The organism is Bacteroides cellulosilyticus DSM 14838 (assembly GCF_000158035.1).
In the GTDB taxonomy this organism is placed as follows: domain Bacteria; phylum Bacteroidota; class Bacteroidia; order Bacteroidales; family Bacteroidaceae; genus Bacteroides; species Bacteroides cellulosilyticus.
On record NZ_EQ973491.1, the window covers coordinates 180562 to 201742 of the forward strand.

At 43.7% G+C, this 21181-nt stretch carries 18 protein-coding genes and 1 tRNA gene; 11 read left to right on the forward strand and 8 right to left on the reverse strand.

All coding sequences use genetic code 11. From position 1 onward, the window contains the following. Positions 1–3 precede the first annotated feature (3 nt). Positions 4–918: a helix-turn-helix domain-containing protein gene (locus BACCELL_RS13010; RefSeq protein ID WP_007212280.1), complete on the reverse strand. Its 915-nt coding sequence runs from the start codon at positions 916–918 to the stop codon at positions 4–6. Between the two features lie 434 nt (positions 919–1352). On the opposite strand from BACCELL_RS13010, the gene BACCELL_RS13015 reads away from it, so the two are divergent. From BACCELL_RS13015 to BACCELL_RS13030, 4 genes are all read left to right on the forward strand, one after another. Beyond that, positions 1353–2663, forward strand: a complete 1311-nt coding sequence (locus tag BACCELL_RS13015; RefSeq protein ID WP_007212282.1) for a TolC family protein — start codon at positions 1353–1355, stop codon at positions 2661–2663. A gap of 160 nt (positions 2664–2823) precedes the next feature. Further along, positions 2824–3858 (forward strand): HlyD family secretion protein, encoded by a 1035-nt coding sequence (locus tag BACCELL_RS13020; protein ID WP_007212283.1) that lies wholly within the window; start codon positions 2824–2826, stop codon positions 3856–3858. 4 nt (positions 3859–3862) lie between these two features. After that, a complete protein-coding gene (locus tag BACCELL_RS13025) occupies positions 3863–5458 on the forward strand; it encodes an MFS transporter (protein ID WP_007212284.1) in 1596 nt (531 codons plus the stop codon). Between the two features lie 129 nt (positions 5459–5587). Beyond that, positions 5588–6793, forward strand: coding sequence for a multidrug effflux MFS transporter (locus BACCELL_RS13030; RefSeq protein WP_007212285.1), 1206 nt, complete (start codon positions 5588–5590; stop codon positions 6791–6793). Here BACCELL_RS13030 and BACCELL_RS13035 read toward each other — a convergent pair. Continuing rightward, positions 6760–7152 carry an A1S_2505 family phage non-structural protein gene (locus tag BACCELL_RS13035; protein WP_007212286.1) on the reverse strand — a complete coding sequence of 131 codons (393 nt, stop codon included), beginning with the start codon at positions 7150–7152 and terminating at the stop codon, positions 6760–6762. The genes BACCELL_RS13030 and BACCELL_RS13035 overlap by 34 nt on opposite strands. Positions 7153–7383: 231 nt before the next feature. Between BACCELL_RS13035 and BACCELL_RS13040 the strand changes: the two genes are divergently transcribed. From BACCELL_RS13040 to BACCELL_RS13050, 3 genes are all read left to right on the forward strand, one after another. Then, the gene (locus BACCELL_RS13040) at positions 7384–7821 is read left to right on the forward strand and encodes a cupin domain-containing protein (protein WP_007212287.1); all 438 of its coding nucleotides are present in this window, start codon (positions 7384–7386) and stop codon (positions 7819–7821) included. A 442-nt stretch (positions 7822–8263) separates the two neighbouring features. Continuing rightward, positions 8264–8653, forward strand: coding sequence for a DUF2721 domain-containing protein (locus BACCELL_RS13045; RefSeq protein ID WP_007212288.1), 390 nt, complete (start codon positions 8264–8266; stop codon positions 8651–8653). Positions 8654–8662: 9 nt separating this feature from the next. Then, positions 8663–9274 carry a radical SAM protein gene (locus tag BACCELL_RS13050; RefSeq protein ID WP_007212289.1) on the forward strand — a complete coding sequence of 204 codons (612 nt, stop codon included), beginning with the start codon at positions 8663–8665 and terminating at the stop codon, positions 9272–9274. A 3-nt stretch (positions 9275–9277) separates the two neighbouring features. Here the strand turns inward: BACCELL_RS13050 and BACCELL_RS13055 are convergent, their stop codons facing one another. The 3 genes from BACCELL_RS13055 to BACCELL_RS13065 form a co-directional block, all read right to left on the reverse strand. Then, positions 9278–10525: a nitroreductase family protein gene (locus BACCELL_RS13055; RefSeq protein ID WP_007212290.1), complete on the reverse strand. Its 1248-nt coding sequence runs from the start codon at positions 10523–10525 to the stop codon at positions 9278–9280. Between the two features lie 64 nt (positions 10526–10589). Beyond that, on the reverse strand, positions 10590–12185 hold the full coding sequence (locus BACCELL_RS13060; protein WP_007212291.1) for an aspartate:alanine exchanger family transporter: 1596 nt from the start codon (positions 12183–12185) through the stop codon (positions 10590–10592). Positions 12186–12194: 9 nt separating this feature from the next. Beyond that, entirely contained in the window at positions 12195–15395 is a 3201-nt protein-coding gene (locus BACCELL_RS13065; protein ID WP_007212292.1) for a S41 family peptidase, read from the reverse strand. Positions 15396–15686: 291 nt separating this feature from the next. Between BACCELL_RS13065 and BACCELL_RS13070 the strand changes: the two genes are divergently transcribed. Next, the gene (locus tag BACCELL_RS13070) at positions 15687–15884 is read left to right on the forward strand and encodes a hypothetical protein (RefSeq protein WP_007212293.1); all 198 of its coding nucleotides are present in this window, start codon (positions 15687–15689) and stop codon (positions 15882–15884) included. Positions 15885–15914: 30 nt separating this feature from the next. Continuing rightward, a complete protein-coding gene (locus BACCELL_RS13075; RefSeq protein WP_007212294.1) occupies positions 15915–16316 on the forward strand; it encodes a DUF5053 domain-containing protein in 402 nt (133 codons plus the stop codon). Between the two features lie 314 nt (positions 16317–16630). On the opposite strand, the gene BACCELL_RS13080 is transcribed toward BACCELL_RS13075, so the two are convergent. Together BACCELL_RS13080 and BACCELL_RS13085 are read right to left on the reverse strand one after the other, a co-directional pair. Continuing rightward, positions 16631–16704, reverse strand: a tRNA-Pro gene (locus BACCELL_RS13080). Between the two features lie 185 nt (positions 16705–16889). Continuing rightward, positions 16890–17357, reverse strand: coding sequence for a hypothetical protein (locus BACCELL_RS13085; protein WP_007212295.1), 468 nt, complete (start codon positions 17355–17357; stop codon positions 16890–16892). 544 nt (positions 17358–17901) lie between these two features. Here BACCELL_RS13085 and guaA point away from each other — a divergent pair. Together guaA and BACCELL_RS13095 are read left to right on the forward strand one after the other, a co-directional pair. After that, on the forward strand, positions 17902–19209 hold the full coding sequence (gene guaA / locus BACCELL_RS13090; protein ID WP_007212297.1) for a glutamine-hydrolyzing GMP synthase: 1308 nt from the start codon (positions 17902–17904) through the stop codon (positions 19207–19209). Between the two features lie 227 nt (positions 19210–19436). Next, a complete protein-coding gene (locus BACCELL_RS13095; RefSeq protein ID WP_007212298.1) occupies positions 19437–19940 on the forward strand; it encodes an HU family DNA-binding protein in 504 nt (167 codons plus the stop codon). An 84-nt stretch (positions 19941–20024) separates the two neighbouring features. Here BACCELL_RS13095 and aroB read toward each other — a convergent pair whose 3' ends face one another. After that, on the reverse strand, positions 20025–21086 hold the full coding sequence (aroB, locus tag BACCELL_RS13100) for a 3-dehydroquinate synthase (RefSeq protein ID WP_007212299.1): 1062 nt from the start codon (positions 21084–21086) through the stop codon (positions 20025–20027). Positions 21087–21181: the final 95 nt, after the last annotated feature.

The following is a 21181-nucleotide window of genomic DNA, read 5'->3' on the forward strand; positions in this document are numbered from 1 at the left end:
GATTCATCTTTCTTCAACGAACACTATATCTTTTCTGAAATCAACCGGTGATACACCGGCCTTCCGTTTGAAGAACTTTCCGAATGAAGACTGGTCGGAGAAGTTGAGGGTGGTGGCAATCTCCTGTATGGAGAGTTTGGAATGTGTCAGTAAGTTACGGGCTTCGCTGAATAGCATTTCGAAGATGAAGTCGCTCACGCTTTGTCCTGTCACGAGCTTCACAATCTGTGTCAGATGATGGGCAGATAAGTTCAGGTGGGCAGCATAGAAATCTACCTTATGTTCTTCACGATAATGCGTTGCCAGTAGTTCGATGAATGATTTGATAATACTTTCGTATCGGGTCAGGCAGCCGTCCGTATGGGGGAGGTTGGTTCGTTCAAGGATGTCACTTAAATCAAGATAAAAGGCGAACAAACGGTTCAGAATGACTTCTTTGTGATAGAAATGCTCTGTACGGTCAATATTCTTATTGATGCTGGCTAATCGTTCGGCTAATAAAACAGCGTAAGGATGCGCTAAAGGAACTACCGGTTGGTTATATAGCCGCACACCGTATTTGGTCCGTCGGTAGATCATGTCAGTGGAGTCCATTTCATCCGTAAAAGCCTTGCTGACAAAGAGACATTGGCATTGAAAGTCATCACTACATTCATAAAAATGAAACAGATGAGCAGAAGATAGAAGTAAAAGCGTATCCGCTTGAATATCATACGCCTTGTAATTGATTACGGTATGTCCTTTTCCGGATAAAACCAATAAGATGATAAAAGCGTCCAGATGGATATCTGACGAAAACTGTTCTTCTGCTTCCCGATACCCGATAGTAATGCAACTGATTTTCTTTCGTGTATCATTCCTGCTGCCACTAATGATGGGGAGTTCACTGATGTTTTTGATGCGTATGGAAGGGGCCATTAGGTGTGATTTTATGTTGTACAAAGATAATGTAAACCTTTGAAATCTCCAAATTAAACCAATTTTGCCCAATTTGGGATTTCTCTCCGGCAAAGAATTTATCCGACCTTTGCAGCCGTTTTGAGGTAAATGATAATTTAGCAGCGAGAATTGGTATGCGGACGACGCGGATGAGGCGGACGAACGCGGATTTTTATTTTTCATCCGCAGATGACGCAGATAACACAGATTTCTTTTTTATCTTCCACATGGATGCATTAAACATAGCGCAGCCTTTAAAATCTGCGTTATCCGTGTCATCTGCGGATGAAAAATTGTTGCATACCGAAGGGAAATCTTACTCTGCGTTCGTCCGCCTTATCCGCGTCGTCCGCGTACCAATTCTTGCCGTTAAATTATCATTTTGATGCTCCTTTATTAATTTAATAGGTATTATGAGTAAATTGAAAGTATTATTTGTCTTTATCGGTGCATTGAGCATTTCGTTGGCACCTGCACAAACCTTTCAGAAGATGACAATTGAAGAAATGTTCGAGTTGGCAGATGCTAATAGTCGCAGTATTCGTATGTTCCGTCTGGCGGAAGAGGAAGCCGGACAGGCAGTAAAGGTGGCCAGGAATGCTCAACTTCCTTCGATTGACGTATCCGTTTCGGCAAGTTATTTGGGAGATGTCTGGCTGGCAGACCGTGATTTTACAAATGGAGAGAATGCTGCTATGCCGCACTTCGGCAATAACTTTGCAATAGAAGCATCGCAGGTTATTTATGCAGGTGGGGCTATCACCAGCCGGATTGCCATTGCCAAATTACAACAGCAACTGGCAGAGTTGGATAAAGAAAAGAACAGGCAGGATATCCGCTTTTTGTTAGTAGGCAATTATTTGGAGATGTATAAATTGCAGAATCAGGCTGAAGTGTACCGGAAGAATATAGAGCAAACCCGGAAATTGGTAGAAGATATCAATGCCAAACAATCGCAAGGACTGGCTTTAAAGAATGACATCACTCGTTATGAGTTGCAACTGAAATCTTTGGAACTGGCATTGACACAGATTGAAAATGGTATCCTTATCCTGAACAATCAATTGGTTACGGTATTGGGTTTGCCCCAGGAAACGGTGATAAATGTGGATACTACCTTGCTGGGACGACTTCCCAAACTCTCGGAAGAAGCTCTTTGGCAGGAAACGGCGGTATTGAGTTCTCCCGTGCTGCAACAGATGAAATTGAATATCAAGCAGTCGGAGTATAATGAACGGATTGCAAAGGCTGAACGTTTGCCGTCCATAGCTCTTTTTGCAGGTGATAAACTAGATGGTCCTATTACGATTGAAGTGCCTCCCATTAACAAAAATCTGAACTATTGGTATATCGGTGTAGGAGTGAAATTCGATATTGCTTCTACTTTCAAGTCGGGTAAGAAAATTCGTCTGGCACGACTGTCCACCCAGCGTGCGCAAGAAAACGACTTATTGTTGCAGGAGAATGTGCGGACGGAAGTAAAAGCGGCATATATCCGTTTTCATGAGGCTTTTACCATTTGCGATACACAAGAGAAAAGTCTGGAATTGGCAGCACAAAACTACAGTGTGGTGAATAACCGCTATTTGAATGATCTGGCGCTGATTACTGATATGCTGGATGCCAGCAATTCTAAACTGAATGCGGAGTTGCAGTTGGTGAATGCACAGATCAATATACTTTTCAATCTCTATAAGTTGAAGAAGACGGCGGGGTGCTTATAAATTGTCGTCAAGTAATTTTTCATCCGCAGATGACACGGATTATGCGGATTTTATTTTTCTGAAAGGCATAGCTCAGCCGTAGGAACTGTGTAATCTGCGTTATCTGCGGATGAAAAATGGTTTTTGATATATGAATGTAAACTAATGAATTAAATAAGACATGGAACGTAAAAAGAAAAAACTGATTTATAACGTAGTGGTTAGCCTTTTACTTATCACCGGACTGGTGTGGGTATGTTCCCATTTCGTTCATCTCGGCAATGTAGCCTATACAGACAACGCACAGGTGAAACAACTGATTGTCCCCGTCAACAGCCGTGTACAGGGTTTTATCAAGAAAATCTATTTCGATGAATACCGGGAAGTACATAAAGGCGATACTCTGGTCTTGATTGAAGATTCCGAGTTTCGTTTCCGCCTGGCACAAGCTGAGGCTGATTTTCAGAACGCCATTTCGGGAAAGAATGCGGTGGCCACCACAGTACATACTACTCAGAATAATATAGCTGTATCCGATGCCGGTTTGCAGGAGGCAAAAGTCCGGTTGGATAATGCCGAACGTGAATACCACCGGTATAAAAACCTTTTGGCACAGGATGCCGTCACCAAACAGCAGTATGATGCCGTGCAGACAAATTACGAGGCATCCAAAGCACGCTATGAACTTCTGCTTCGTCAACGTCAATCTACAACTTTGGTAAAGCAGGAACAGACCCATCGTCTGGAACAGACGGATGCAGGTATCAAACTGGCGCAAGCTGCCCTGGAGCTGGCGCGTCTGAACCTTTCTTATACCGTTATCCTCGCTCCTTGTGACGGAACTACCGGTCGGAAAGAAATTCAGGAAGGACAACTGATACAGCCCGGGCAGACTTTGGTTGACATTGTCGATGAAAATGAGAGATGGATAGTAGCTAATTATAAAGAGACTCAGACTACCCATATCCGAGAAGGCCAGCCGGTAGAAATAGAAGTGGATGCTGTGCCCGGAATAACGTTTAAAGGTGCTGTGAAATCTATTTCCCGCGCTACGGGTGCCAGCTTCTCTCTTCTGCCGCAGGATAACTCTGCCGGAAACTTCGTGAAAGTAGAACAACGTATTCCTGTCCGTATAGAATTCTCTACCGGCAATCGTCCGGAAGATATGGAACGCTTGCGTGCCGGTATGAATGTGGAGTGCGTAGTAAATTATTGATATTATGCACGAAACAGGACCTTTTTCCATTCCGGCCATCCGTGATTTTGTTCCTCCTAAGTTGCGTCCCTGGATTATCATTGCCTTTGTCATCGTTTTCCAGTTTTCCGGTGGTCTCTATTTGGCGGCAGTCAGTGAGATGGTCGGTTCTACGGCATTGATGCAGGAAGATATCATGATGGCAGGCTACGCTTCTATGATAGGCATGGGGCTGACATTCGCCATCATGTTTCGACTGAAGTTCCGCTTTGCTTCGAAAACCTCATTGATGACGTGTAGCATTGCTCTGATTGTTTCTAATCTGATATGTATGCAGACGCATAGCATTCCTGTGCTGGTGATCACCTGTTTCTTTGCAGGAATCTTCCGCATGTGGGCTACATTCGAATGTAATTCCACCATTCAGCTATGGCTTACCCCTAAACGGGATTTGTCGGTATTTTTCTGTTTTATCTATCTATTGGTGCAGAGTTGTATTCAGCTGTCGGGACTGATAACAGTCTATACAGCATTTTGGGCAAAGTGGGAGTATATGCATTGGCTGATTATTGGTTTATTGTTATTGGTGATGCTGGCTACATTGTGCCTGTTCCGTAGTTATCGCTCTTTGCCGAAGTTGCCGTTGTTCGGTATCGATTGGTTGGGGGCTTTGATGTGGGGACTTGTGTTGTTGTGCATCCTCTTTGTCTGTGTGTATGGGGAACATTACGATTGGTATCAGTCTTTCCAGATCCGGGCGGCAACCGTCATCGGTATACTTATTCTTGCATTGAATTTATGGCGTGCATCTTTCATTCGTCACCCGTTCATTGCTTTGAAGACCTGGACGTATCGTGCCGTATGGTTTCCCTTTATACTATATATAGTAATAGATATTCTGCTGGCGCCTTCGCATCTCTTTGAGCATATCTATATGGAGAGTATATTAGAGTATGATGCCCTGAATGTAATTTCGCTCAATTGGGCGGTATTGCTGGGAATTATAGTGGGAGCAGGCTTTACCTTTTTCACTTTTTCCCGTCGTAAGTGGCGATATAAGACAATGACTGTGATTGCATTCTCTTCCATTACGGGTTATCTGATGTATTTTTATTTCGGTATTGACTATGCTTTGCCCAAGGAGACATTGTTTGTGCCGCTGTTCCTGCGCAGTTTCGGGTATGTGATAATAGCTATTTGTTTTCTTACAGTGCTATCTCGTGTCCCTTTTCAGCATTTCTTTCAGGCGGTGTCCGTACAGTCGTTTGTCAGTGCTGGATTTGGTGGGGCTTTGGGAACGGCTATACTGGGGCATGCTCTTAATGGGGCAATGAAAAAGAACTCGATGTTACTGGGTTCGGTAGTGGATCATGTAAATCCTTTCATCAGCCGGATACCCGTTGGAGAAGTATACGGTGCTGTGCAGCAACAGGCTCTGATGGTTTCTATGAAAGAACTGTACGGCTGGCTCACTCTGATGGCTTTGTTCTGTCTGTTGGCCTTCCTGGTTTACGAGAGTGATATTCGTCCATATAAAGTACTGCATCCTACCTATCGTTCCATTCGTCGTTTTGTGAAGCATGAGTTGCGTATAGACAAAAAACTGGAAGCTACAGCATAAGTTGAGATTTTTTTGTTCTTGTATTGGATAGCTTTGGCTAAAATTGGTAGGGGGAATAAGGTGAATTATTATTATTTTTGCAGCCCGAAAGTGGACGTATATTCCACGAAATGTATAAGTTAAGTTTATATGGTAAAAGATAATTCAAAGCTGTTTATTCTAGTCTTATTGGGTATGCTGACGGCCTTCGGGCCTTTTGTCACGGACATGTACCTACCGAGTCTTCCGTCTATGGGAGAATATTTCAGTACAAGCTCTTCAATGGCTCAGTTAGGACTGACTACCAGTATGATCGGACTGGCCGTCGGACAGATATTCTTCGGCCCTTTGAGTGACCGTTATGGTAGACGCATACCGTTGCAGGTTGCTATGTGGTTGTTTATTGTGTCAACGATTTTCTGTTTGTTTGCGCAGAATATTCAGCAATTCGTCGCTTTCCGGTTGATACAAGGTATTGCCGGGGCAGGGGGGATTGTTATAGCCCGTTCCATTGCTACGGATAAATTTTCGGGCAAAGATCTGGCAAAGATGCTGGCGATCATTGGAGCCATTAATGGCATTGCTCCCGTGGTAGCGCCTATTATTGGCGGAGTGTTTACGGAAGCCATCGGTTGGCAGGGAATTTTCATAATTTTACTTGTATTGGGTGTGCTCCTTTTGATAGGATGTATGCGTTTCCGGGAATCACTCCCGGCGGAAAATCGCCTGGCTACGAAATGGGCGGATACTTTTAATAGCTTCAAGGTGGTGCTTCGCAATAAACAGTATGTCTGCTATGTGCTACAACTCGCTTTTGCACAAGGAGTACTGTTTGCTTATATTGCTTCCTCACCTTTCATAATACAGCAACATTATGGTTATTCGCCCTTTGCTTTCAGCATTTGTTTCAGTATTAACGCTATTGCCATCGGTGGTGCGGCGGCATTTTCCGTGAAGTTTCGTCGGCCTGCAAACGGAACGCTGGTCGGTTGTATGGGTATGCTTATTTTTTCTTTACTTGAATGTTCCGCTTTGGCTTTGGGTTGCAGCTTCTGGATTTATGAACTGCTGCTGATAGCGGTTCTTTTTATGATGGGAATGACGTTTACCACCTCTACCGCATTAGCCATGGAGTGTGAGCGCACAAATGCCGGAACAGCTTCGGCACTGTTGGGTGCTGTTTGCTTTTCGTTCGGCGGCATTGTCTCTCCCCTGGTAGGCATTGGAAATATCCTGGTTTCTACAGGGGTTATATTTGTTATCTGCTCTTTCTGTTCCCTTTCCTGTATTTTGTTGGCTTTAGGTAGAAGGCGTACGAAGCTTTACTTCGCATTCAGTACATCCCAGAAGCGTTGAGGCAGGTGAATGTTAGGCACATCCGCAGCCTCTTTAAATAAAGGAGCAATCTCTTTCGGGGCGAATCCGGCAATACCGCATCCTATCTCTGTCACGAGGAAAGTATATTGTGAATGCTCTTTGGCAAAGCGGATAAACTCATCTACATAAGGTCTGATGGCTTCCGGCCCACCATGCATGGTCGGAATGCCATAGGTCTGTCCCTGTAATCCGGTTCCTTGTCCCCAGATAGCTCCCCATTTTTTCCATGCCAGATAAGCGGCTCCGCCACCATGCGCGCCTTCCAGGTTGCTGCCAAAAACGAATATCTCGTCCGGATGTAGTTCTGTGATACGATTAGAGGTAATTCTTGTTTTCATACTTTTGTGATTAGGTCATAATTAGTTTTTTCTTCTTTTCTTCATTTTTAAACTCTTGCTTTTCAGCAAAAGTAACCTTTAGGTAACTATCTTACCGATTTGTAACTTCTTGTTTATAAGTAAAATAGTATATAGCTTTGCATCATCGGAAAGTCACTGACTGCATTTGCGAAGTTAGTGAAAAAACTGATGAATGCAACTATTTTATAAACAAATTAAAAGCAAAAAACAATGAAAGAACTTGCAGTAAAGAATTACAAGACCGCAGAAGGTCAGAAAATCAGTCAGGGTGGTAATGAATTTACAGTGAAACCGATTGTTGAGCAGACGGATGTGGACCAATGCCGTGTGAACTTTGTAGAAGTGGAACCGGGTAATTTTGCCTATGGATATCATTATCACGAAACGGACGAAGAGGTGTTCTATATCATCAGTGGTACAGGAATTGTTCGCACAGCAAATGGGGATGTGACGGTAAAGGCCGGTGATGCAATAACTTTCCCTACGGGTCCTGAAGGTGCACATGTCATTCGTAACGGTTCGGATACGGAAAAGTTGGTTTATATTGACTTCGATACGAATAACCTTCCGGAGATTGTACATCTTCCCGATACAAATCAGGTAATGGCTTACGGGAAGTTCTCTAATGGGGTTTATGATAAGAAGTAAGGTTTTCCTGCCTTCACCTCCGGAAGCTAAAGAAACTTGTATACTATGGGACTCTTCTGATTTTTATTGTAACTTTGCATAATGCATAACTCTAATATTGGGGTATATGAAAATTAGAGAAATGCCCTTGGATGATATCGACCTTCTTGTTAAACTCAGATTTGATTTTATCAGAATTTAGGTTTCATACCTATTAAAGATATCACTAAGTAAGTGAACATAATTAGTTCATATTATGATAAATGATAATTTTAGGCGCGGATTACGCGGATTACACGGATTTTTTTATGGATTGATGTAATAGCGCAGCCTTTAATCCGCGTAATCCGTGTAATCCGCGCCTAATCTTTATAACAGGTTTACAAATTATCATTTATAGAACAAGCTAATTTTGCATGAGCACTTATGCAATTAAGGTTATAATATTAAAGATATAGGAAATATGGAAATAGATTTAACGACTCCGGCTCTATTGTTTTCGGCAATCTCATTGATTATGTTGGCTTATACCAACCGTTTCATGTCGTATGCCCAGTTGGTACGTACTTTGAAGGAACAATACCGTGAAAATCATTCGTCGGTAACTGCGGCACAGATTGCCAATCTTCGTAAACGTCTGTATCTGACGCGTGCTATGCAGGTGACAGGGACAGGCAGCTTATTGTTGTGTGTCGTAAGTATGTTCTTTATTTATATACAACTTTATCTTGTATCCATCTATATCTTTGGACTGGCAATGGTGTTGCTGATTATCTCTCTGGCTATCTCTGTGTACGAGATTTATATTTCGGTGAAGGCTTTAGAGATACATCTGGATGATATGGATGAATAATCGGATAGAATGAGTAATCTTGTCCCCATATTAGGAGTGAACAGGCACCGTCTGTTGATTGACGGTGAGGGGGTGACCACATTGGTGGCTTTTCATGGTTGTCCTTTGCATTGCAAGTATTGTCTGAACCCTCAGTCTCTATCCGATGATTTTGATTTCCCGCTTTATTCCTGCGAACAACTGTATGAGAGGGTGAAAGTAGATGAACTTTACTTTCTTGCAACTCGTGGTGGTATTACCTTTGGTGGTGGTGAGCCTTGTCTGCGAAGTGAATTTATCAGCCGTTTCCGGGAACTTTGTGGGAAGGAGTGGAGGATTACAGTAGAAACGTCTTTAAATGTACCCCGGAAGCATCTGGAGATTCTATTGCCTGTGGTAGATGACTATATCGTAGATATCAAGGATACGAATGATGAGATCTATCAAAACTACACAGGCAGAAGCAATCATCAGGTGCTCGGAAACCTGCGTTGGCTTATAGAGCACGGAAAAGCCGAACAGATCACAGTCCGTATCCCCCTTATTCCGCAGTATAATATGGAGGAGGATACTACGCATAGCATAGATTTACTAAAATCTATGGGACTGAGTCATTTTGATGTATTTACGTACCGAACTTAAAAATTACTTCTTATCAGGCTCCGTCCAACGGTCATAATGTACATTCTCCGGTTTCCATTTATCTTTCGGAAGTGGGTTCTCTGCCGGATAACCGATAGGGATTACATTCAGAGGAACAATCTGTTCGGGTAATTGGAGTATTTTCTGTACTTCTTTTACCCGTTCGTCTATAGGATAAACGCCTGTCCAGACAGCTCCTAATCCTAAAGCTTGTGCAGCCAGCAACAAATTCTCACTGGCGGCGGAGGCGTCCTGTACCCAGTACTCTATACCCGCACCACTGATAGCTTTAGTTAAATCTCCGCATACGGCAATAGCCAACGGAGCGTCTTTGACCATCTTGGCGTAAGGAAGAGTAGAACCCAGTTCATTCATTGTTTCTTTGTCTCTGATGACAATGAAAGCCCAAGGCTGCCTGTTGGTTGCTGTAGGAGCTGCCATGGCAGCCCTTAACAATTGCTCTATTTTTTCATCTTCTACTTCTTTCGGCTGATAAGAGCGAATACTGGTTCTTGCATGTATGTTGTCAAGAACCGAAAGTTTATTATCCTGTTTCATGCTAGGTTCCTCCATCTTATTAAGTTGATTGGGTTTTGGTTGGATAGATAATGCAGTTACTACTATAACCAAAGCTAGATTGAAAGTGTTCAGCGCATAGTGCATTGTTTGCTCTTTGGGCCTTTTAGAAAGATATGAGATGATTAGGGTACATAATGCGATGCCTGCCAGTAATCCCAGGAAGAGTATCCAGTCGAAACTGAAAGCACTTGTCGGTTTGTCTGCCGAATGCTCCTTTGCATACTCCATGGCCTTATGTATAGACTGGATAATGGCTACGGAAGATTCTGTGGCTCCGGATATTCCATCCACTTCTTTATGGATTGCTTCCTCTGGTGAAAGATTGTTCCATTGTTGTAACAGACCGCTGTTTCGTACTTTGGCAAAGTAGCTGGGTGTTTCGGAGTTTTCCAGAGCTACTACTTTTAGAATACGGTTCTCTTTTATATAGATTTCCAGAGGAACATTTCCGCCATACCCGTTAATATCTTTTGTTAGTTGCCGGGTAGATATTATCTGTACTCCGTCATCTGTATGTCGTAGTATCCCGGAAGTTCCTGTTTGGCTTTCTGTTGTATTTTCGCTTTCAGAAAGAATGTTCCCAAACTTGTTTCCCTTGCAGATGGTGACTGCCAGAACCAGGAAGAAACAGGTTATCAGGCTAATGATGACTTGGGCTTTTAATGTTTTCATATTTAGCTGCTATTTATAGTGTATGCAAATTTAGGGGATTTTTGCTGAAAATAGCAAGTACTTATTAAAACATAGTTGCAATAATCTGAATAAACAGTATGAGGAATACCATTGCAATGGGATAAACCGTAGCGTAAGCCACACTCGGAATGTTGCTGTCAGTCATAGAATCAGCTGCTGCAAGTCCTGGAGTACTGGTCATACCACCGGTGATGGTTCCCAGCAAGTCGAGTATGTTGATTTTGAATACAAACAGTCCGACAAACACCGCTACTAACATAGGTACCAGCGTAATTGCAGCACCCACTCCAAATAGCAACCAGCCGCTTTCCTGGAAAGTCGCTACAAGATTGGTGCCTGCCGAGGTGCCGACTTCGGCTAGGAATAGCAACAAGCCCAACTGGCGTAATAACTGATTAGCAGGTCCGGACATAGACCATAGAATAGGACCTGTCTTACCAATTGCACTTAAAAACAAAGCCACAATCAGAATACCGCCCGTTAATCCCGGGGAGAAAGATAAACCACCGGGGAAAGTTATATTCAGTTTACCGAACAATACCCCTAAAACAATACCCATTGCGATAGGGAAGAAGTCTGTGTCTGATAACTTTTTAGCATTGTTTCCCAGCAAGCGAGCCAGTCCTTTGAGTCCTTCTTTTTCACCTACCACCATTAGTTTATCACCGAATTTTAAAGTCAGATCCGGCGATGGAGACAGGTCGATACCGCTTCGGCGAACACGTGTGACAGTACATCCGAAGTTCTTCATCAGGTTCAGATCTCCCAATTGTTTATTGATCATATCCTTTTTGGTCAGCAATAAGGATTCGATCTCTTGTGTGTCTACCAGAGGCAATTCGCCCTCTTCGCGTTTTCCTACTAAAACTGAAAGCTGGTTCAGAGCTTCTTCACTACCCACTGCCTGTATATAATCATTTTCATGTAGCATCGTTTGTGCTGTGGGAATGGAAATTCTTTCATCATGTTTATGGCGTGAAATAACAGCACCTGTCATGGCCCGTGCGTTGATTTGCATCAGACTGCGGTTGAATACGGCGGGATTTGTAACACGATAGATACAGGTCGTCAGTTCGGGAAATTGGCCGCGACGTTCTTTTTCCAGTCGACGGGCCTCCTTGTCCAGGTCAATACGCATGATACGGGGGAGCAGTTTTACAAACAAGATAACACCTATAACCCCAAACGGATAAGCGATACCATAGGAAATGGATGCCAACGGAGAATTTGTACTGTCGATGGCTACGGCAAGTCCCGGTGTACTGGTCAGCGCACCGGCTATCAAACCTACCACACTGGGCGTATCGATGTCGAATAGGTATTTGAGCCCGACAGCTGTAAGAGAAGCCGAGCAGATAATCAGCATGGTAATTATGATCAGGGTCTTTCCTTTGCTTCGGAACGAGTCGAAGAAACCGGGGCCGGCCTGAATACCGATAGTAAAGATAAAAAGTACCAATCCGAAGTTTCCTAATTCTTTAGGAATGACTACACCGAAGTGTCCAAAGAGAAGGGCAATGAAAATCACTGCGGAAACATCCAGTGATAAACCTTTAATTTTGATTTTTCCCAGCATGAAACCCAATGCGACAATGAGGAAGAGGGCGAAATAAGAGGAATTAAGTAGGTCAGCAAACATGAATTTAGATTATTTGTTAGTTTTCAATAATTCTTCTACCGCTATTTTCAGCTGTGTATCTTCGCCTTTTACAATTGTTTCGGGTGAGTTGGCTACTTTAATATCCGGTTCCAACTGAGTATTCTCCAGATAACTGCCATCAGGCAGGCGGTAACCAATCACAGGAATACCGAATACCAAGGTAGGATCTTGCAGGCGTTCCCATGATACACTGGTCATGGTGCCCGGGACAGGCATGCCTACCAGCTTGCCCAGTTTCTGATGACTGTATACCCACGGTGTGCCGTGTGCATTGGAATAGTTGGCTTCGCACGTCAGCATGATGGATGGTTTGTTCCAGCGGCGGCTGGGCATATCGCAGGCTTCACGGCCACGAACCACCTGTGTGAAGTATTTCTTACCACTGAACAGTATCTCTATATCTTCGTGCAGGCGACCGCCTCCGTTGAAACGTGTGTCGATGACAATCCCTTCACAATTATTGTATTTTCCCAAGATATCTGAGTAGATGGAACGGAAACTGTCATCACCCATAGACTTGATGTGCACGTAGCCCAGTTTGCCGTTCGACCATTTTTCAACATCTGCCGCACGTTGTTTTACCCAGCGTTCGTAGAGCAATGCGCTGAGTTCACTGTCCTTGATGGGGATTACTACTTCTTCCCAACGCTCTTTCGTTTTAGGATTATAGAATGAAACAAGGGTTTTCTTTTTTACCTTGTCATTGAGGAGCACGTAATAATCTGTTTCAGGAGTAATCTCTTTGCCGTCAATCTTTTCAATAACAATGCCGGCTTTCACCTTTGTGGTAGCCTTGTCGAACGGACCTTTTTCTATCACTTCGGCAATGAGCATTCCTTTATCCTGGTAGTTCCAGTCGAAAAGTAGCCCCAGACTGGCTGTAGGCTCACTTTGTCCATCCGGATAGAAACGGCCTCCGGTATGAGAGACATTCAATTCGCCCAGCCATTCACTTAAAAGTTCGGAAAAATCGTAATTATTATTGATGTGTGGCAGAAACTTACGATAGGCTGCCGTCATGGTGTCCCAGTTGACTCCGTGCATATTGGTGTTGTAGAAACGCTTTTGCTGTTGCTTGTATACATGATCGAACATATACTCGCGTTCGGCTGCCAGATCCAGTTTTACCTGAGCAAGATATTTAATAGGTTTCAAGTCATCGGAAGCCATGTTCATCTTCTGCATATTCTTACCGTTCAGAATGAAGAGAGTTTTTCCTTCTTTATCCATTTCCAGAGAAGTCCATCCGGCATCTACTTTGTGGAGTAGCTTGGTTTCCTTCTTGCGCAGATCCATCTTCCATAAGTTACGTCCGCCTTCGGCGCTTGCCAGGTAATAGAGGGTTTTGCCATCTTTGGAGATGAGAGTACTTCCCATATTCGATGAGTTTGGTGTCAGACGTACGATGCGGTCTTCTATGTTTTTCAACTCTACTACGACATCTTTTACCTTACTGCTGTCTTTATCAGCTATCTTCTTCCGGTCGGAGTTTGCTTCTTTATACAGTTCGTAATCCTCTTTGCTCAGACTGAATTTATCGTATGCATCCTGATTCAGGAATACCAGCATGGCATCGTCCAGAGAACCCCATGAAGCGTGTGCACGCATACCGTAGCGTTCGGTAATGAAAAGAATGGCATTGCCGTCGAGCACGAAGCTGGGTGAACCGCTTGTGTATCCGCTATTAGTCAGATTGACAATCTCGCCATTGCCTTGTGCACTGACCAGACCTATATCCGAGTATGGATCGTGCTTGTTTCCGATAAATTCCAATGTAAACCATTTGCCGTCCGGAGACCATGCATAGTCAAATCCTCCGCCTGTGCTGTACCAGGTAGAGCCATCGGTGATCCGGCGTACTTTCTTGGTCTCCAGGTTGAGCACCATCAGGCGGTTACGGTCTTCAATGAAAGCTAACTCCTTACCGTCGGGTGAGAATTGCGGATGTGAACGTTCTACGGTGGTAGAGGGTAATAGCACCTCTTCCTTTATTAAAGTTGCGTTCGGGAAATTCGGATCTTCTTCCCGAACTATCTTAGCCAGATAAATCTGCCAGTTGCCATTGCGTTCACTGGCGTAGGCCAGCGTCCGGTTGTCCGGAGCAAACGAGAGACCATCTTCTTCTGCTGCCGTATGTGTGATCTGTTTGGTCGTGGCATAGTCCGCAGATGTGACGAATACTTCACCACGTACAGTGAAAGCAATCTGCTTGCCGTCCGGTGAAACTGTAGCGGAAGTTGCTTTATCCGGATATTTCAGATAGGCTATTTGCGGCTGGTCGTCACGAATGATTTCCACATTTATCTTCCGTGGATTCGAGCCTTCTTGTTGGGTATAAATCTCACTATCGTATCCATAGCACAAGGTGCCGTCGTTACTCATTGAAAGGAAACGCACGGGATGGGTTTTAAAGCTGGTTATTGTTTTTATCGATTGGGGTTGCGAAATCGGGAAAGAATATACGTTGAATGAGCCACCATTACGTTCGCTCAGGAAGTAGACGGTTTGTCCATCCGGTGATACTATCGGGTTGCGATCTTCGCCTGCATGCTGGGTAAGGTTGGTGTGTGAACCTGTTTTGGTATCGTACATCCACACATCGCGGGTGATGGAAGAAGTATGGTGCTTTCTCCATTCATTTTCACCTCCCTTGCGGTCCTGATAGAAAAAGCGGTTGCCGGACTTATCAAAACATACCGCTTCGGCAGGGGTGCCCAGTACTTGTTCGGTGCGTCCGCCGACTGAAGGAACTTTGTAGAGTTCAGTCATGGCGGCTGAAGGAAAGAGAGCGCTGCCTGCCGGATCCTGAATAGATGCTGAGAATAAAATATATTTGCCGTCCGGGGTAAAAGTAGCAGGGACTTCATTGGTTGAATGAGTAGTCAGTCGCCGGGCTGTTCCGCCATTTGCCGGCATTACAAAAATGTCGAAATTTCCATTCCTGTCACTGGCAAAGGCTATCTGTTTGCCATCCGGTGACCATACCGGGGTACATTCGTAAGAGTCTTGTGTAGTGAGCTGTGTAGCTGCCCCGCCCTCGGTTGGTACTTTGTAGATGTCCCCTTTATAGCAAAATACAATTTCTGTTCCGTCGGGTGAGATTTGTACATCACGCATCCAGAGTGGAGTCGTCGCATAGCTGGTTATTGCCGTGAAACTAAAGGCAATGTAAGCAAGAATTTTCTTCATAAGTATATTTAATGTGTTTTTATGCAAATATAGGTAATTAGTCCGTAAATATGAAAAAAAGTCATTACTTTCCATTACTCTGTTCAATCATTTGGTATCTACTGATACGATTTTTGCTGCTTCTACAAATGCTGAAATCAACTTTTTACAATATAAGTGGTCTTAAAGTATATGAAAATAGGATTGTCACCTACTGTTGCTTTTTAATTAAAAAAGCAGAATTTATTTGTTGATAAACGAAGGTTTATCTATCTTTGTATAGTCAATGAGGACTAATAATAAAAAGAATAAATGGAAGACCAAATTGAAAAATTGGAGCTACACATTGTCAGGTTAGAACAATGTATCAGGCAAGTTCAGAGGTTGAAACAAATGGGGGTGGCTGATGAAAAGGTGGATGAAAGAATAGATGCTTATCTGGATGGTATCTTAAAAGCCAGGAAGAGAATTGAAGAACTGAAAAAACAAACTCAAGGGGATGCGGATTAAGCATCTCTCCCCTTCAAAATATAATTTATTATGAATGAGAAGCTGAAAAAAGAACTTGAGCTATTGAAAGCAGAGTTGGGTACTCCGGCTTTTGATGAACATTTAGAAAGAATGAATGGTGTATATACTTCGGCTGAAGATAGGGCGTTAATATCGGAGTATGTGATCTTGATGCTTGATGGTATCGGTAAAGAACTGAATGAGGTTAACGATGAACTGGATACCTTGGAGGCTGTAAAAAGTATCTCTAATATGATTTCTTTTAAGTACATAGCAGAGACTTATTTCAAAAAATCAAAATCATGGTTCTCGCAACGGTTAAATGGGAATATGGTACATGGCAAAAAATGCGGGTTCAATGATGACGAATTACGCACGTTGAGATTTGCACTAAAAGATATAAGTAAAAAGATTGGCTCTCTTTCCATTTAGGATTGTTTTTATTGACAGAAGTCCGTGCATAGAGTCTGTATGGCATATAAAAGGCTTCCATTTTGTGGGAGCCTTTTTGGTATTTTCATAATTAAAAGTAGGGTTTGCGTAAATTAGGGGCAGCGGTTTACACCAATGGGTAATTCACTTTATGCTTGTAACAAATGACTGAAACTGTTGCTTTCATAAAATTACGGTTGACTTCTTGGTTGACGCAAAAAGTCAACCAAGAAGTCAACCGCACCATTAGGTGGAAACTCGTAAAAAAGCAAAAAGCATCGATAACCTTGCGATTATCAATGCTTTATCGGTAGTCGGGATGACAAGATTCGAACTTGCGACCACACGCCCCCCAGACGCGTACTCTACCGGGCTGAGCTACATCCCGAATTGCGGATGCAAAAGTAGTGCTTTATTTTTAAATAGCAAATATTTCTGTTGATTTTTGTTTTGCTATTATCTTGTTAGATAACACATCTCTCTTATTCTTAATTTGTTATGATGGAAAGTTTATTCTATTTAAGTTTCGCATGTAGCCTTTCAGCATACATGCGAAACTTCAGTTTTATTATTTTAGAAAGTATCTGTCGATTCTTCTTTCACCCTCTTCAGCAAGTTTTCTACATTTTGAGAGTGGTAATATAAGATACCTTCCAGTTGTTTCAGAAAACCTACATTGCTTGCCAGTTGCGTAATGAATTGCAGATGCAGACCGATTTCCCGGTTGGCTTGCAGCAACGTCTTGTGCGGGAGTGTACTTTGCAGCATATAGAATCCGCTGGCATCTTGTATTTCTGCAATGCCGTTTCCCCATTCGTGTGTACCTAACAATTGTAGAACATGGATGAATTGTCTTAATTTGCGTTTCAGACATTGCAGGCTTACATATTCCGAAGATTCTTTGACATACGCGATGTTCATGATGTCAATCAGTTGTAAATAGTACGCTTTCATGGCTTCTTCTGACGGGAAGCCCGTGCGTGGGTGCATTGCTACGTTGGATAATTCCTGAGCGGTTACCGGCTGAGTGTTGTTTTCCATAAATCGTTAAGTTTTAAAAGGTGAATAATTCGATTCATGGGAGAGGAGAAGGAATTGAAAAAGCAATCCCTGCCTGTCCCATTGTCGAACACTAAACTCACAGCTAGTATTTGGAGGTGCATTAACACTCCCCATGGGGGTACAGGGACCGCCATATAGGAGTGGCGTGGACGGGCATAAAAATGCCCGCCACGGATTCTTGGCAGGTTTCCCTGCTGTGAGTTTATAATGGTTCGACATCACAAAGGTACAATAAAAAATAAAGTAGCAATGTAAATCGGGGAGGAAAATACATCTGTTCTCCGATTAACTTTATTAATGATGCGAATCAGAAGTTGAAATTCACATGAACAATACCGAAATAAAGGATCGATGAATAAAACTGATCTTCGGAAAGGTATGACTGCGAAAAAAACGCTGCTCTGTTCTGAAACTTTAGAGAATCAATGTATTATAGTCTCTCTGAAAATCTTTATCTTTGCGGACAGTTTGAAAACAGAAGTGAATAATAATTGATACAATAACTTAAAACAACCAGAATCAAATGAAGCAGGATATGATTGTTATCCTTGACTTGGGTAGTCATGAGAATACGGTATTGGCTCGCGCCATCCGTGCGTTAGGTGTATATAGTGAGATCTATCCTCATGATATAACCGTTGAAGAACTGAAAAAGTTGTCCAATGTAAAGGGCATTATTATCAATGGTGGACCGTGTAACATAGTAGATGGCGTTGCCATCGATGTGAATCCTTCTATCTACGAGGCGGGAATCCCAGTGATGGCTGCCGGTCATGACAAAGCGACTTGTGCGGTGAAACTGCCACAGTTTACTGATGATATTGAAGCTATCAAAGCAGCTGTTAAGCCTTTCGTTTTCGAAACTTGCAAGGCCGAAGCTAATTGGAACATGACCAACTTCGTGAATGACCAGATTGAATTGGTACGTCGCCAGGTGGGTGACAGAAAAGTATTGCTGGCCCTTTCCGGTGGTGTTGACAGTTCCGTAGTGGCAGCTCTGTTGCTGAAAGCAATTGGCAACAATCTGGTATGCGTGCATGTAAATCACGGGCTGATGCGTAAAGGCGAATCCGAAGATGTAGTAGAAATGTTCGGTAATCAGCTGAAGGCGAATTTGATCTATGTAGATGTTACCGACCGCTTCCTTACTAAACTGGAAGGTGTGGAAGATCCCGAACAGAAACGCAAGATTATCGGCGGAGAGTTTATCCGCGTATTCGAAGAAGAAGCGCGTAAACTGGACGGTATCGACTTCTTAGGCCAGGGAACTATCTACCCTGATATTGTGGAAAGCGGAACGAAAACGGCCAAGATGGTGAAGTCTCACCACAACGTAGGCGGTCTGCCGGAAGATCTTCAGTTCGAACTTGTGGAACCGTTGCGTCAGCTTTTCAAAGACGAAGTACGTGCATGTGGTCTTGAACTGGGCTTGCCTTATGAAATGGTTTATCGTCAACCCTTCCCCGGTCCCGGTCTGGGCGTGCGTTGTCTGGGTGCTATCACACGCGATCGTTTGGAAGCTGTGCGCGAGTCCGATGCTATCCTGCGTGAAGAATTTCAACTTGCCGGACTGGATAAGAAAGTGTGGCAATATTTCACCGTGGTACCCGACTTCAAGTCAGTGGGTGTACGCGACAATGCCCGTTCTTTCGAATGGCCGGTTATCATCCGTGCTGTCAATACGATTGACGCGATGACCGCTACCATCGAACAGGTAGAATGGCCTGTCCTGATGAAAATTACGGATCGTATCCTGAAAGAAGTAAAACATGTGAATCGTGTTTGCTACGATATGTCTCCGAAGCCTAACGCTACTATCGAATGGGAATAAAAGACTTTTTGCTAAATAGCTAGCGCATTAAGTCCTTTCGGATACTTCATTTAAAGATACTTTCCGTATCTTTGCTGTCTCTCTTACAAAAGGTGGCATCTTTTGCTGTAAAAGATGCCATCTTTTGTGTTATAAGATGCCACCTTTTGCTACAAAAGATGCCATCTTTTGCATGGAAGGAATAAAGGAGAGATGTCAAAGGTAGTAATTAAAAACACGTAAAGACTATGGGAATGATTTACTTGGTAAGAAAGAAGCTCTTCCAGACTAAGGAAGGTGCAAAACAACTGTATTATGCCGTGCAACGTACACTGCAACCCAGAGGTGGGGTGACCGAAGACATACTGGCAAAACGAATCGCTCACCGGACGGGCAGGAGCGAAGGTGATGTAAAAGGAATATTGGCCGACCTGCCTCACTTCATAGAAGAGGCCTTGAAGAATGGGGAGTCGGTATCCATCAAAGGACTGGGTTCTTTCCATATTGCGATAACCAGCGAGGGCTTTGAACACCCCGAAGACGTGATGCCGGGAACCGTGCGCATTTCGCGCGTTTACTTCACCGCTGACCGCGGCTTGACCAGGGAATTAAGCAGGGAAATGAGATTTTTCCGCTATCCGCTGAGCAAATACTTCCCGGCAAGTATGTTGAGCAAGAAAGTTGTGGAAGCGGAAAAGAAGGCGGAACTGCAAGGAGAATTTCCGGAAGAAGAGATAACTGAGAACCCCTAAAGAATACCCCTTCCACACTCTATTCCCTATGAATAAAGGGTTGCAGAAGTGTGGAAGGGGAAATAGTACAGGTACACAGTGAGGTTATACCCCCATGCATTCCCGATAAAAATCGAACATTTCGTAAATGGTATCTTTGTCGGCAGTCTGGTTGAGGCAGATGTCTCCGACTTCTTTCAATAGAGTGAAGTTGATGGCGCCGGCAGTGTTCTTCTTGTCATGCTTCATCAACTCATAAAGTTGGTCGTACTGTTTGCAATTGAAGGCAAAGCCACCGTAGTTCTCTTTGATGAACTGAATGGTCTGGCGCATTTTCTCTTTCGGAAAACCTACCTTTATATAAGAAAGGTATAGCTCGCAAACAATTCCCCAAGCAACAGCATAACCATGTAATACGGGGCGACCTTCGGCAAGAGCCAGACTTTCGAAGGCATGACCTACGGTATGTCCCAGGTTCAGCGCCTTGCGGATGCCGTGTTCCAGCGGATCTTGTTCCACGATATCCTCTTTTACTTGTACGGAACGGCCCACCATTGATTTCAGTGCAACGTAATCTATCTTGTCCGTATCGAAAGCCAATAACTCGGCAAGGTGCTCCGGGGTACTGATAAGACCGTGCTTCAACATCTCGGCGTACCCGGAGAAGAAGTTGTGGGCATCGAGGCTGCGCAGGAACTCCGTTTCAAGAAGTACACTGGCGGCGGGTGCGAAAACACCGATTTCGTTCTTCAACCCGTTGAAGTTGATACCCGTTTTGCCTCCTACGGAAGCATCCACCATGGCCAGCAGGGTGGTGGGGATATTGATATAGGCAATGCCCCGTTTGAAGGTAGAAGCGGCGAAACCACCCAGGTCGGTCACCATGCCGCCACCCAGGTTAATCAGTAATGAATGGCGTGTAGCTCCCTGTTCGCTCAGAGCTTGCCAAACGGAAGCCAGGGTTTCCAGATTCTTGTGCACATCTTCGGCACCGATAATGATTTCGGTAGCCTCTTTCAGTGCCGGAATGTCATTGAGTTGCGGCAGGCAGAGGCGGTGGGTATGCTCGTCGGTCAATATGAAGAGCTTGTCATGGGGACAATTCCCGATGGCGCTTGCCAGGCTGCTTTCCAGTTTCTCGCAAAGGATTACTTCTTGTTTACTCATCTGATTAATTACAAATTATAAATTACTGATTGTGGATTCTAAATTATGAAAGAGATGGATACCTTCTTTGTTAATTGTGGTACAAAGATAGCTCT

Bases quoted from the DNA above. Each gene is read 5' to 3' on its own strand.
- BACCELL_RS13040 (WP_007212287.1), top strand. From the start codon at position 7,384: ATGAAAGAACTTGCAGTAAAGAATTACAAGACCGCAGAAGGTCAGAAA.
- BACCELL_RS13025 (WP_007212284.1), top strand. From the start codon at position 3,863: ATGCACGAAACAGGACCTTTTTCCATTCCGGCCATCCGTGATTTTGTT.
- BACCELL_RS13030 (WP_007212285.1), top strand. From the start codon at position 5,588: ATGGTAAAAGATAATTCAAAGCTGTTTATTCTAGTCTTATTGGGTATG.
- guaA (WP_007212297.1), top strand. From the start codon at position 17,902: ATGAAGCAGGATATGATTGTTATCCTTGACTTGGGTAGTCATGAGAAT.
- BACCELL_RS13010 (WP_007212280.1), bottom strand. From the start codon at position 918: ATGGCCCCTTCCATACGCATCAAAAACATCAGTGAACTCCCCATCATT.
- BACCELL_RS13085 (WP_007212295.1), bottom strand. From the start codon at position 17,357: ATGGAAAACAACACTCAGCCGGTAACCGCTCAGGAATTATCCAACGTA.
- BACCELL_RS13060 (WP_007212291.1), bottom strand. From the start codon at position 12,185: ATGTTTGCTGACCTACTTAATTCCTCTTATTTCGCCCTCTTCCTCATT.
- BACCELL_RS13075 (WP_007212294.1), top strand. From the start codon at position 15,915: ATGAATGAGAAGCTGAAAAAAGAACTTGAGCTATTGAAAGCAGAGTTG.
- BACCELL_RS13050 (WP_007212289.1), top strand. From the start codon at position 8,663: ATGAGTAATCTTGTCCCCATATTAGGAGTGAACAGGCACCGTCTGTTG.
- BACCELL_RS13070 (WP_007212293.1), top strand. From the start codon at position 15,687: ATGGAAGACCAAATTGAAAAATTGGAGCTACACATTGTCAGGTTAGAA.
- BACCELL_RS13020 (WP_007212283.1), top strand. From the start codon at position 2,824: ATGGAACGTAAAAAGAAAAAACTGATTTATAACGTAGTGGTTAGCCTT.
- BACCELL_RS13015 (WP_007212282.1), top strand. From the start codon at position 1,353: ATGAGTAAATTGAAAGTATTATTTGTCTTTATCGGTGCATTGAGCATT.
- BACCELL_RS13065 (WP_007212292.1), bottom strand. From the start codon at position 15,395: ATGAAGAAAATTCTTGCTTACATTGCCTTTAGTTTCACGGCAATAACC.
- BACCELL_RS13045 (WP_007212288.1), top strand. From the start codon at position 8,264: ATGGAAATAGATTTAACGACTCCGGCTCTATTGTTTTCGGCAATCTCA.
- aroB (WP_007212299.1), bottom strand. From the start codon at position 21,086: ATGAGTAAACAAGAAGTAATCCTTTGCGAGAAACTGGAAAGCAGCCTG.
- BACCELL_RS13055 (WP_007212290.1), bottom strand. From the start codon at position 10,525: ATGAAAACATTAAAAGCCCAAGTCATCATTAGCCTGATAACCTGTTTC.
- BACCELL_RS13035 (WP_007212286.1), bottom strand. From the start codon at position 7,152: ATGAAAACAAGAATTACCTCTAATCGTATCACAGAACTACATCCGGAC.
- BACCELL_RS13095 (WP_007212298.1), top strand. From the start codon at position 19,437: ATGGGAATGATTTACTTGGTAAGAAAGAAGCTCTTCCAGACTAAGGAA.